Source organism: Neisseria sp. HMSC056A03, from assembly GCF_001815685.1.
In the GTDB taxonomy this organism is placed as follows: Bacteria; Pseudomonadota; Gammaproteobacteria; order Burkholderiales; family Neisseriaceae; genus Neisseria; species Neisseria subflava.
Genome location: NZ_KV821668.1, coordinates 6270 through 17748 on the forward strand (window position 1 = coordinate 6270; position 11479 = coordinate 17748).

General features: G+C 54.5%; 16 protein-coding genes and 1 tRNA gene. 5 read left to right on the top strand and 12 right to left on the bottom strand.

Going from position 1 to position 11479, the window contains the following annotated elements; genetic code table 11:
- Positions 1 to 211 precede the first annotated feature (211 nt).
- The 4 genes from mgtE to HMPREF3052_RS10440 all read left to right on the top strand — a co-directional run bounded on the left by mgtE (position 212) and on the right by HMPREF3052_RS10440 (position 3579).
- Complete coding sequence (gene mgtE / locus HMPREF3052_RS10425) at positions 212 to 1684, top strand: magnesium transporter (protein WP_070749762.1); 1473 nt, start codon at positions 212 to 214, stop codon at positions 1682 to 1684.
- Positions 1685 to 1806: 122 nt separating this feature from the next.
- Entirely contained in the window at positions 1807 to 2430 is a 624-nt protein-coding gene (gene thiE / locus HMPREF3052_RS10430) for a thiamine phosphate synthase (RefSeq protein ID WP_070749763.1), read from the top strand.
- 106 nt (positions 2431 to 2536) lie between these two features.
- The gene (gene thiS, locus HMPREF3052_RS10435; RefSeq protein WP_003677203.1) at positions 2537 to 2731 is read left to right on the top strand and encodes a sulfur carrier protein ThiS; all 195 of its coding nucleotides are present in this window, start codon (positions 2537 to 2539) and stop codon (positions 2729 to 2731) included.
- Between the two features lie 59 nt (positions 2732 to 2790).
- Positions 2791 to 3579 (top strand): thiazole synthase, encoded by a 789-nt coding sequence (locus HMPREF3052_RS10440; protein WP_070749764.1) that lies wholly within the window; start codon positions 2791 to 2793, stop codon positions 3577 to 3579.
- Positions 3580 to 3649: 70 nt separating this feature from the next.
- Here the strand turns inward: HMPREF3052_RS10440 and HMPREF3052_RS10445 are convergent, their stop codons facing one another.
- The 11 genes from HMPREF3052_RS10445 to HMPREF3052_RS10490 form a co-directional block, all read right to left on the bottom strand.
- Positions 3650 to 4411: a uracil-DNA glycosylase family protein gene (locus HMPREF3052_RS10445; RefSeq protein WP_070749765.1), complete on the bottom strand. Its 762-nt coding sequence runs from the start codon at positions 4409 to 4411 to the stop codon at positions 3650 to 3652.
- The gene (gene rimI, locus HMPREF3052_RS10450; protein ID WP_070749766.1) at positions 4405 to 4848 is read right to left on the bottom strand and encodes a ribosomal protein S18-alanine N-acetyltransferase; all 444 of its coding nucleotides are present in this window, start codon (positions 4846 to 4848) and stop codon (positions 4405 to 4407) included. The genes HMPREF3052_RS10445 and rimI overlap by 7 nt, the downstream gene beginning before the upstream one ends.
- Entirely contained in the window at positions 4845 to 5519 is a 675-nt protein-coding gene (gene tsaB / locus HMPREF3052_RS10455; protein ID WP_070749767.1) for a tRNA (adenosine(37)-N6)-threonylcarbamoyltransferase complex dimerization subunit type 1 TsaB, read from the bottom strand. Before tsaB ends, rimI begins: the two co-directional genes overlap by 4 nt.
- 162 nt (positions 5520 to 5681) lie before the next feature.
- The gene (locus HMPREF3052_RS10460) at positions 5682 to 6356 is read right to left on the bottom strand and encodes a glutathione S-transferase family protein (RefSeq protein ID WP_070749768.1); all 675 of its coding nucleotides are present in this window, start codon (positions 6354 to 6356) and stop codon (positions 5682 to 5684) included.
- A gap of 8 nt (positions 6357 to 6364) precedes the next feature.
- On the bottom strand, positions 6365 to 6760 hold the full coding sequence (locus tag HMPREF3052_RS10465) for a DarG family dialkylresorcinol biosynthesis protein (protein WP_070749769.1): 396 nt from the start codon (positions 6758 to 6760) through the stop codon (positions 6365 to 6367).
- Entirely contained in the window at positions 6761 to 7927 is a 1167-nt protein-coding gene (locus HMPREF3052_RS10470) for a beta-ketoacyl-ACP synthase III (protein ID WP_070749770.1), read from the bottom strand. It abuts the gene before it with no gap.
- 19 nt (positions 7928 to 7946) lie between these two features.
- The gene (locus HMPREF3052_RS10475; RefSeq protein WP_003684628.1) at positions 7947 to 8192 is read right to left on the bottom strand and encodes a GNAT family N-acetyltransferase; all 246 of its coding nucleotides are present in this window, start codon (positions 8190 to 8192) and stop codon (positions 7947 to 7949) included.
- Between the two features lie 115 nt (positions 8193 to 8307).
- Positions 8308 to 8727, bottom strand: a complete 420-nt coding sequence (locus HMPREF3052_RS10480) for a nuclear transport factor 2 family protein (RefSeq protein WP_003684623.1) — start codon at positions 8725 to 8727, stop codon at positions 8308 to 8310.
- Positions 8728 to 8764: 37 nt separating this feature from the next.
- Positions 8765 to 9673: a hypothetical protein gene (locus HMPREF3052_RS10485; RefSeq protein WP_070749771.1), complete on the bottom strand. Its 909-nt coding sequence runs from the start codon at positions 9671 to 9673 to the stop codon at positions 8765 to 8767.
- Positions 9674 to 9775: 102 nt separating this feature from the next.
- Complete coding sequence (locus HMPREF3052_RS11690) at positions 9776 to 9973, bottom strand: hypothetical protein (RefSeq protein ID WP_141756644.1); 198 nt, start codon at positions 9971 to 9973, stop codon at positions 9776 to 9778.
- A 9-nt stretch (positions 9974 to 9982) separates the two neighbouring features.
- Positions 9983 to 10058 (bottom strand) — tRNA-Phe (locus HMPREF3052_RS10490).
- 204 nt (positions 10059 to 10262) lie between these two features.
- Here HMPREF3052_RS10490 and HMPREF3052_RS10495 point away from each other — a divergent pair.
- The gene (locus tag HMPREF3052_RS10495) at positions 10263 to 10823 is read left to right on the top strand and encodes a hypothetical protein (RefSeq protein ID WP_003684626.1); all 561 of its coding nucleotides are present in this window, start codon (positions 10263 to 10265) and stop codon (positions 10821 to 10823) included.
- Between the two features lie 47 nt (positions 10824 to 10870).
- Here HMPREF3052_RS10495 and coaD read toward each other — a convergent pair whose 3' ends face one another.
- Complete coding sequence (gene coaD / locus HMPREF3052_RS10500) at positions 10871 to 11383, bottom strand: pantetheine-phosphate adenylyltransferase (protein ID WP_070749772.1); 513 nt, start codon at positions 11381 to 11383, stop codon at positions 10871 to 10873.
- Positions 11384 to 11479: the final 96 nt, after the last annotated feature.

The window sequence follows — 11479 nt, forward strand, 5'->3', positions numbered from 1 at the left end:
CGTCTGAAATTTAAATTTCAGACGGCCTTTCCCGTTAAAAATGGTAAAACGGCCTAAAAAAGAGTAGAATATGCACCGTTTACAACTCTGTGCCTCTCAGTAGGCTTGAATTATGGACCTTCCCAGTTCGCCTTTGAACTTCCCATCTGATACACAACAACAATAATCATCCCGCCGAAATGCCTTCCCGCGTCCGGCGGGCGGAGCATTTATGAGCATCGAACAAACCCCTCCGAATCTCGACAATACCCCCGACAATGATGTGGTAGAAGACCGCATTTCTGACGATCGCATCTCTGACGATATCGACCGCATCCATGCCTTATGCGAAGTCCTCGAGCCGGCCTTTGAACAAATCGAAGCAGGCGTGCCGATTGAAGACGAAAGCCTGCGCGACAAGTTTACCGAGCTGACCGTCCTCTTGGCCGAGTTGCACCCTGCCGACGTGGCCGCCGTCTTGGAATCCTTGCCGCCGCGCGAACGTAACATCGTTTGGCTTTTGGTCGCCCCTGAAGACGACGGCGAAGTCTTGCTGGAAGTATCCGACTCCGTGCGCGAAATGCTGATCGAGTCCATGGACAAAGACGAGCTGTTGGCCGCCGTCGATGATTTGGACGCAGACGAATTGGCAGAACTGGCAGACGACTTGCCGCACCAAGTGGTGTACGAAGCGCTGCAAACGCGTGATGAAGAAGAGCGCGAGCAGGTCAAAGCAGCGATGTCTTACGCAGACAATCAAGTCGGCGCGATTATGGACTTTGAATTGGTCAGCATCCGTGCCGATGTGACGTGTGAGGTCGTGTTGCGCTACTTGCGCCGCTTCGACAGCCTGCCCGACCATACCGACAAGATTTTCGTGGTCGATGAAAACGACGTGTTGCAAGGCGTGCTGCCCATCCGCAAACTCTTGGTCGCCGATCCCGAAGACATGGTGGCAGACGTGATGGCCACCGAAGTCGTGCGCTTCCGTCCGGAAGACGACGTGGAAGAAGCGGCGCAAGCGTTTGAACGTTATGACTTGGTAACCGCGCCGGTTGTCGATGAAAACAAAAAGCTGATCGGCAGGATCACCATTGACGAAATGGTGGACGTGATCCGTGAAGAATCCGAAGCCGACATGTTGAACATGGCGGGTTTGCAGGAAGAGGAAGACTTGTTCGCGCCCGTCTGGGATTCGGTGAAAAACCGCTGGATGTGGCTCGCTATCAACCTGTGTACCGCCTTTATCGCCAGCCGCGTAATTGGCGCATTTGAAGGCAGTATCGAGAAAATTGTCGCGCTGGCCGCACTGATGCCCATCGTCGCCGGTATCGGCGGCAACTCCGGCAACCAAACCATCACCATGATCGTCCGCGCCATGGCGATGGGGCAAATGACCAGCACACAGGCAGGCCGCCTGTTGAAAAAAGAAATCGGCGTCGCCCTCGTCAACGGCATTATTTGGGGCACGGTAATGGGCGTGATTTCATGGCTGCTCTATGGCAACATCGGCATCGGTTTGGTTATGGTGGCCGCGATGACCTTGAACCTTTTGCTTGCCGCGACCGTCGGCGTCCTTATCCCCGTCATGATGGACAAAGCCGGACGCGATCCGGCATTGGGCAGCTCGGTGCTGATTACCGCAGTTACCGACTCCGGCGGCTTCCTGATTTTCTTGGGATTGGCAACCATGTTCCTGTTGTAATAGGAAAAAAGACGTATTTGACACGTCCTTTTTCAAACCGTTTAAAAGGCCGTCTGAAAACAAATATTATTCAGACGGCCTTTCTGATAATATAACAACGAATTATTCCTTTCGGAGCCGTTATGACCTTCCTGCCACTCAAATCCCCGCTCAAATTTTACGCCGTTGTTCCCACCGCCGACTGGGTTGAGCGCATGGTCAAAGCAGGTGCCGACACGGTGCAACTGCGTTGCAAAACCCTACATGGTGACGAGTTGAAACGCGAAATCGAACGTTGCGTCGCAGCCTGCCAAAACAGCGCAACCCAGCTTTTCATCAACGACCACTGGCGCGAAGCGATTGCTGCAGGTGCATACGGCGTACATCTCGGGCAGGAAGACATGGACACCGCCAACCTCGCCGCTATCGCCACCGCTGGTTTGCGCTTGGGTTTGAGTACGCACTCCGTCGCCGAACTCGACCGCGCTTTGTCCGTACATCCCAGCTATGTGGCCAGCGGAGCGATTTTCCCGACTACGACCAAACAAATGCCGACCGCCCCGCAAGGCTTGGATAAACTGCGTGAATACGTCAGACAGGCACGCGGCACAGGCACACCCGTCGTTGCCATTGGCGGCATCGATTTGAACAACGCCCAAGCCGTACTCGCCACCGGCGTTTCCTCGCTCGCCGTCGTTCGCGCCGTGACTGAAGCGGAAAATCCCGAAGCGGTGGTGAAAGCATTTCAGGCTTTGTGGGATAAATGAGGCCGTCTGAAAAACCAATTTCAGACGGCCTGAGAAAGCGAAAAAGATTCGATTTACCGTGTAGGCAAAACTTAGCCCGCTATAAATACAGAAATATCGAGAAAACATGAACATCATCTTAAACGGCGAACCCACCGAACTTCGAGGCACAACCGTTGCCGACCTCATCGCCCAAACCGCGCCGCAAAAGCCCTTTGCCGTCGCCGTGAATACCGGATTTGTCGCCAAAGGCGCGTATGCGGAAACGGTTTTAAACGAAAACGACAAAGTCGATATTGTGCGGCCGGTGGTCGGCGGCTAGGCGGTTTTGCCTTTTCAGACGACCCCTGTCCCCAAAACAACGTTACAAAGGAACCCATCATGCTCACCCTATACGGAGAAACTTTCCCTTCACGGCTGCTGCTCGGTACGGCTGCCTATCCGACCCCTGAAATCCTCAAACAATCCGTCCAAACCGCCCAACCCGCGATGATTACCGTTTCGCTGCGCCGCGCGGGAAGCGGCGGCGAAGCGCACGGGCAGGGCTTTTGGTCGTTGTTGGAAGAAATGGGCGTACCTGTGTTGCCCAATACCGCAGGCTGTCAAAGCGTTCAGGAAGCCGTGACCACTGCGCAAATGGCGCGTGAAGTGTTTGATACCGATTGGATCAAGCTCGAACTTATCGGTGATGATGACACATTGCAGCCCGATGTGTTCCAGCTTGTCGAAGCGGCGGAAATCCTGATTAAAGATGGCTTTAAAGTGCTGCCTTATTGCACCGAGGATTTGATTGCTTGCCGCAGACTGCTTGATGCGGGCTGTCAGGCGTTGATGCCGTGGGCGGCGCCGATTGGCACGGGTTTGGGCGCGGTTCATGCTTATGCGCTGAAAGTCCTGCGCGAACGCCTGCCCGACACGCCGTTGATTATCGACGCGGGCTTGGGCTTGCCCTCGCAGGCGGCGCAAGTGATGGAATGGGGTTTTGACGGCGTGTTGCTGAACACTGCCGTTTCCCGTAGCGGCGATCCGGTCAATATGGCACGCGCTTTTGCGCTTGCGGTCGAGTCGGGCCGTCTGGCTTATGAGGCGGAACCTGTGGAGGCGCGTGAGAAAGCGCGTGCCAGTACGCCGACGGTGGGTCAGCCTTTCTGGCATTCGGCGGAATATTGAAAAATATTAGGGCGTGTCGAACACGCCCTTTTTGTTGGTGAAAAACCTGATGTCAGGTTGAACAGAATGTTCAGACGGCCTTGGCCAAAAGCTGTTTCAATGGCTTTAAGATTTGCCATGCCTGCGCTTTGAGTTGCGACTGCATCAGCAGGCGGGCGGGGTGGGGAATGACGAAATACGGCCGCTCTGCGCACAATTCGTTCATCAGCCCGATCATGTCTGGGCTATCAAAGATTTTGCCGAGAAACAATACTGCGCGCGCTTGCGAAGCGGTCAGCTCGTTTTGCATTTCGGCAAGCTCGGAGCGGATGTGTTCGGCATCGGGCAGGGCGGTGAACACGGGTGCGGTTTTGACCCATGCGGTTTTATGCGCCTGCTCGGGTTTGAGGCCGATGGCGGCGAGGATGTTGTCGAGAAGCGTGCCGACTTCGCCGCTAAACAGCGTACCGTGCAGGCTGTCTTCGGTGGACGGGCAAATGCTGACCACCATGATTTCAGACGGCCTGATGGTTACGTCAAGACGGGGCAGATTGTCTGAATGCGCGGCTTTTTCTGTTTTTGCCGGTGTTTCGGCAATGGCTTTGGGTGCCGCTTCGGGAATGCGGACAGCAGGTTTGGCCGTTTGCGCAGTGGCAATGGCGGCAGTGCGTGCCTGATGGGCACCTGCGGATAAAGTGCGCACGGCTTGTGTGGTATCGGCAACAATGGTTTTTGGGCGGACGGGCGCGGCTGCGGCTTGAGGCGCAGCATGGATGATTTTGGCGTTTCGGTTCAGCCACATTGGGCCCAAGCCCAAGGCTTCGTGCAGGTGCAGGTAGCGGCTGCTTAACATGATTTCTCCATCAATACGGCATCTTCACTGCCACCGTCGGGCAGGGCGTAGTAGTTTTTGCGGCGGCCACAGGTTTGGAAGCCGTGTTTGCGGTAGAGCTGTTGCGCGGTTTCATTGCTTGCGCGGACTTCGAGCAGCAATCGGGTTGCGCCTTGCTGTTGCACTGCGTTTTGCCAGTGTTGCAGCAGGACGGACGCAATGCCTTGGCGGCGGTATTCGGGCGCGACGGCAATCAGGTGCAGCTCGGATTCGTCAAACACGGTTTGCCACACGATAAAGCCGGTAATTTGGTGGTCTGTCTGGCTGAGCCAAACGCTGTCGGGATGGTGTTGAACCGCCGATTCAAACTGCTGCGCCGTCCACGACGAAGGATTGCCTTGTGCATCAATGGCGGCAAGGGTGGGGCAGTCGGCAAGTATGGCTGGGCGCAGGTTCACGGTTTGGCCTTTTGTTGGGCTTGCTCTTGCGCGGTCAGGGCAATTTTGTTGCGGACGTAGAGTAGCTCGGCATGCGCCGCGTCAGTAGCAAGATAGCGGCCGCTGCGGGCAAGTTTAAGATAGTCGGCGGCGGTCGGCATATCGGCCTGACCGTCAAACGGCGGTTTGTCGGCGAGGGCAAAGGCATTGCCGATGCCGCCGGTAGGCGTTTTGCCTTCGGGCGCGGCAATGGTGGCGGCTTTGCCAACCGTGTAATCGCTCAAGCGAACGTGGTTTTGCGTATCAAACCATGCGTAGAATACTTCGCCCATACGCGCATCGGTGGCTGCCAGTACGCAGCTTGATGGCGGCAGCAGCGAAGCGGCGGCATCGAGGCAGGGAATGCCGATCATGGGCGTGTCAAACGGTGTGGCCAAACCTTGTGCAACCGCCGCGCCGATACGCAGGCCGGTAAATGCGCCGGGGCCTTGTGCATAAACGATGCAGCCCAAATCGGCGGTCGTGATGCCCGCTTCTTTGAAGAGGCGTTCGATTTGCGGCAGGATTTGTTCGGATTGCTTGGTACCGACGTTTTCGTGAAACAGGCGGATTTCGCCTTGATGTTCCAATGCGATGGACAGAAAGGATGTGCTGGTGTCGATGGCAAGAGTCGGGCGGTTGTCGGTTGGCATGGTGTTATTTTTTAGAAGGATATGGGTTGCCATTATAGTGGAACGGTGAGGGGGAACAAAGCACTCGGGCGGCGCTTGGGTAAAAATGCCGTTTGCTGCAAAGCTATTCGATAAGTGAACCAAGGTTTCAGGCCGTCTGAAAACGTTTCAGACGGCCTTGTTTTATTTGTCGAGTTTCAATAAAGGCGAACCTGCTTTTTCAACGGCGCGGCGGTAGGCTTCATGCGCTTCGATGCGTTGTAAATAAGTGCGGATATTGGGGTAGTCGGCAAAATCGAAGCGGTCGGCTGCGGCTTGCAGCGGATAGCTCATCATGATGTCGGCACCGCTGAGGCTGTTGCCGACCAACCATTTGCGGTTTTCCAATTCGCTGTTGATGTGGGCAAGATGCAGCGCGGCTTGTGGATGGATAAAGCTGCTTTTGATGCTGCCGCTGATTTTGCGGGCAATCGGTTTGACGAAAAACGGCATGGGCGCGCTTTCAATCCGGCGGAACACCAGTCCGAGCAGTAATAACGGCATCAGCGAACCTTCTGCATAATGCAGCCAGCGTTGATATTGCCAGTATTCGCGGCTGCCGCGTTCGGGCATCAGACGGCCGTTGCCGTAGGTTTGAATCAGATAGTCAGTAATCGCGCCGCTTTCCGCCAAGATAAAGCCGTTATCATCCAATAAAGGCGATTTGCCCAAGGGATGGATGGCTTTGAGTTCGTCAGGGGCGAGCAAAGTGTCGGGATTGCGGCGGTAGGTTTGCAGGCGGTAGGGTGTACCGAGGATTTCAAGCAGCCAAACAATGCGCAGGGCGCGGGATTGGTCGAGCGAATGCAGGATAATCATGAGGGACTTTAAATATCGGTTTGTTTGAGGTCGTCTATGCTGATTTGGCAGGCATCGGCGTATTTTTGCAGGGTTTTGGCCGGTAGTTTGGCGAACACTTCGGGACGGAAATGCCGGCGCAGCTGCCATTTCCATACGCCTGCCGCCATGGCCAAGCCGGTTTCATCATAACGGCAGCGGAACATATGGTAGTACAGCGGCGAATATTCGTCTTTTTCGACGGCTTCGCGCGCAGCCTGCGTTTGGATATCGAGTTCGTACACCGCCATTTCGGTGGCGTAGGCTTCGTCCTGCCAACCGTTGCTGGTGGCCGCTTCGTAGTGGCCGTCGCGGGTGCCGTAGATGACTTTACGGTGGCCGTGGTAGCTGGCGCTGTTGTCTTGAGGGATGTCGTCAATCTTCATTCAGACGGCCTTTACTGCTTCCAAAAGCATGAAACATGTTGAAAAACGGCCGCTTTCCGGAACGTAACACAGGATTTTTTGGCCGTGTTCGATGGGGAAAGTACGCAAAAATTCTTCAAGGATGATGTAAATCGAGGCCGAACCCGTGTTGCCCTTGCTGTGCAGATTGGTAAACCATTTTTCCTGCGGAATGTCGAAGCCGATATTTTTCAGGCCGTCTGAAAGGCGGTCGCGGAAAAAGCCGGAAGAGTAGTGTGGCAGGAACCAATCGATTTCTTCGGCGCGGATGCCGTGTTTGGCGGCGATTTGGGAGAGGGGTTTTTCCACTGTATAGCGGACGATATTTTCGTTCAGCAGTTTGACGTCTTGTTTGACCGCCATCAGGCTGTGGCGGCGGCCGTAATCGGCATCGGCGTGTTTCCAGCCTTCAAATACGCCGTCGCGGAATTCTGCGCCGGCATACATGCAGGGCGGCATTTCGTTGGCGTAGGAAAGCAGGTCTATCCAATGGATTTTCAGGCTGAGGCCGTCTGAATTGGGGCGGTCGGACAGATACACCGCGCCTGCGCCGTCAGACAGCATCCAGCGCAAAAAGTCTTTTTCAAACCCGATTTCGGGGGACGCGTTTTCCAGTTTTTTATGGTCGGTTTCGCTTTGGAACACTTCGCCGCGCATGACCGCCGAGGCGTTTTCGGAAGCAACGGAAACTGCATGTGCGTGTTCGCCGGTGCGCACAGCGTTGTAGGCGTGTTTCATCGCCGCCATACCTGCCGCGCATACGCCTGCCATGCTGAACACTTCGCAAGGCGGCATATCCAGCAAACCGTGCACCATCACGCCGTGTCCGGGCATGGTTTGGTCGGGATAGGAAGTGGCGCAGGCCAGGCTGCCGATGGCTTCTGCAGGAACGCCTTGGGCAAATAAGCCATTGACCGCTTCGGCAGCCAACTCGGCATTGGTATGCGTCGTGCGGCGGCTTTCGGGGTCGATGGCGTAATGGCGCGACAAAATGCCGTTGGAACGCAAAATCATACGGCGCACGCGTGATGGTACATCGCCTGCCATGCCGAGGACGGCTTCCATTTCGTCATTGCCGACGGGGGCATTGGGCAAGAAGGCAGAAACGCGGTTGAGATAAACGTCTTTGAGTGTGTTATTCGATGTCATGATGTGGTTGTCAAAATAATCAACCGATAAACCGTGCCGCGTAGTCGCAGCTTGCAGTCAACGGGATGTAGTGTGTTTCGGCGTATTCCATCAGTGCGTCCACCAGCAGTTTGGCAATGCCGCGATGACGGAAGTTGGGCGAAACCTCGGTATGGTTTATGTCCCAGCCGCCGTTGTGTTCGGTATAGCTGATGTAGCCTGCTTCCAAACCGTCAATATCGATTTGAAAGCGACGGCGTTCGGGGTAGTGGATAACTTCGGGCATGGAGTGCTTTCTGTATTTGAGGCCGTCTGAAAAGCAAGATTGTCGTCGGCCGTTGCTGCAAAACATTTTGGTCGTTTTCAGACGGCCTCTGCCAACGTCGGTGCGGCTTCCGGCGTCAAGCCTTAACCGCTTTGGCGAGTGCCGAAGCTGTCAGCATCTGCGTGCCGAACCAGCCCCAATAAATGCGGTGGTGCTTGATTTTGCCGCCTTCCAGTCGCATCACTTCCAAAATATCCACCTGATCGCCGTCGGGCGTCTGGCGCGGGTATTCCCACACCAGCGTATCGCCCGCAACGAAATAGCGGCCGTCCCGATACCAGCGCACCAAATCGTTGGGACGGCGGCGCGTACCTTCCTGTAAAAAACGCAGGATTTCGGCCTTGCCGCACAGGATGCCGCTGTCGGTATTCATAATTGCGAGCACCAGCGGGCTTTCAAATACGGCGTCGTCGGCATACAGCGCAATCAGCGCGTCGGTGTCGCGGTTTTTGGCATATTCGTGCCAGTCGCGGTAAATGCGTTCAAAATCGTCCATATACAGTCTCCTTACAGGTTGCCGCCCGCAATCCGATTTATCCGCCGGAAGGTTGGCCGTAATAATCCGCCAGTTTTTTCAGACGGCCTTTGAGCAGCGGATGCAGCAGTTTTTTCAAAATCACGCTGACAGGTAAAACCACCAAAATCATCGCCAATAAAAATACGATGTAAAAGCACAACAAGGCACGGCGCAAAAGTGGGGAAATACGGCCTGCAGCCATCAAAAGCTTGCCCCAGACGAAGAAGCTGCGGCCGGCGGCGCGTTCACTGAAAATCAGTTTTTCATTAACTGCCACTGCGCCCATGTTTTGAAACAGGGTTTCGTCCAAAGGCTGTTGGTTCAATAGTGTATCGCGCAATTTCGTACCAAACCGCGCCGCATCCGCCAATTCTTCTTCAGCAATGCCGGCGGAGGGCAGGGAGCGGAAATAGCGCTTGTCGCCGGTCAGCATCCATGCGGGCGTGGTAATGAAACTAGCCGCGCTGTTGCAGGCATCGATTTTTACGATATTGCCGATGAGTTTGGCGCCGTTTTGTTTCAGCAAAGATTTCATTTTTTCCTGCGCGCCCAGCCACATATTGCGGCAGCCGATAAGCGTGATGACTAGTTTGCCGTCCAGCAGCCGGCGCGTTTCTTCGCGTTGCAAAAAGGTGGTCATCGGTTGCGAAGGAGAGAGGAACCAAACGGTGTAGGCAATGACCACCACATCGTAATCTTTGGATGGGATTTGAGGCGGCAGAATCGGGGCGGGTTTTAAATGGACGGTTTCAGGAAAAGTATCGAAAAAACGCCAAAACGACCACGGAAACGGAAATGCCTGCTCCGGTACGATATTGACGCAATCGACCTGTACGCCGGCTGTTTGCAACGGCGCGGCAAAATTTCGCGCCAGGCTCGAGAGCTGCCCCGTTTGCGAGTAATGCACAATCAGCACTTTTTTCATTATCTTCCCTGCAATGAGTAAGTTATGGTTGGTTTGGACGGTATTATATAGTAAACCGACCGGCCTTGAACTTTATTCATATTCAGTATGTCCGCGAAGGTTTCAGCCGATTTGGATGGAAGCGCCGTATTCTGTCGGAATGGGGCGGTGAAGCGGATTTTTATGCCATGCCAACATGAACAACGGCCGTCTGAAATTTTTCAGACGGCCTTGTGTGGAAATCGGGACGCATGGTCTGGAACGGGATTTGCGCTTAAAGCATACGTTCAAATCGTATAGATAAAAAAATAACCGCTTCAAGGCGGTTGGTGGTGGCCAGAGGCGGAATCGAACCGCCGACACACGGATTTTCAATCCGTTGCTCTACCAACTGAGCTATCTGGCCTTCGCGTATTTCGTTGCGAGATGTGAATTAAACCAAATTTCGTTGCCTTGTGCAAGCGTTTGTAGGCTTTATTTTTGAGGCGGTAAATTAAGATTTTGTTTTGTATTGAATTATTTTTCGTTTTAATTGGCGGTTTTTAGGTTTGCCGGTTTGATTTTCAGACGGCCTAAGATACAATCGGCTTTTTTGCTTTGGATTTATGCCATGCTGTATGTGTTTGTTCGTGATATGTGGGATGTTTTGCGTTTGCGCTATCGTTCGCCGGAGACGTATTTGTATTCGCCTTTGGTGATGGCGGCGGTGTTGCTGCTGTTGGGCGTGGTAAACGCGGCCAGCATGTCGCCTTTGTTTGGCAGTGGCGCGGCGGCAGTGTGCCTGTCGGTGATTTTGGTGATTGTGAAATGGTTGGTGTTGAGCCGCTCGATGCGCAAGGTGCTGCATTATTACGGTGCGCCCCAGCTGCCTTTGTGGGGCTTTATTTTGGTGTCTGAGGCTTTGCTGCTGCCGCTGTTGCTGGTGTTGTATGTGCCGGCGTTGGCTGCGTTTGCGCTGCTGTGGCAGGCTTGGGTTTTTGTGGTGCAGGTACGCGGTTTGATGTGGATGGGGAATGCGACGGTAGGCCGTGTTTTGGTGGGCTATCTGTTGTATGGTATCGGCGTGCTGTGTGTGGGTACGGTGATTTTGATGCTGTTTATTGCTGCTGGTTGGTTGGACATGGAAACGTTGAATCAAAACCTGCAGGCGTTGATGTCTGCCCGTAAATAATCAATGAAAATTGGGAGGCCGTCTGAAATATTCAGACGGCCTTTGTTTTATGTGTTTGTTTCGTGGTCTTGCAGGATTTTTTGATAGACGGGGTCGGGGAGGTAGCGGCCTATCATGTCGCGCCAGCCTTGTGGGCCGACCAAGCCTTTGACCATGGTGGAGGACACTTCGGCTATTTCGCGCGGCGGCATCAGGAAGACGGTGGAGATTTCGGGGGCGATGTCGCTGTTGATGTAGCGCATCGAGCGTTCGTATTCGTAGTCGGCGGCGGAACGGATGCCGCGGACGATGAAATTGGCGTTGGCTTCGCGGGCGTAATCGACCAAAAAGCGGTTTTCAAACACGCTGATGCGGACGTTGGGGAAGGGGTGGGTAATGGCATCGAGCATGGCGCGGCGTTCTTCTATGGTGTAGGTGTTGCGCTTTTCGGGATTGGTGCCGATGGCGACGATGAGTTCGTCAAAGAGGGATTGGGCTTCCTGTATCATCCACAGGTGGCCGAGGGTGGGAGGGTCGAAGCTGCCTGCGTACACGGCACGGCGCAGAGTGGTCGTGGTCATTTTGTGTTGGGAATGGGATTTGTGTGGCGTTCAGGATAGGGGAGTTTGCCGGTGATGTCAAAAATCAAAAAGGCCGTCTGAAATTTCAGACGGCCT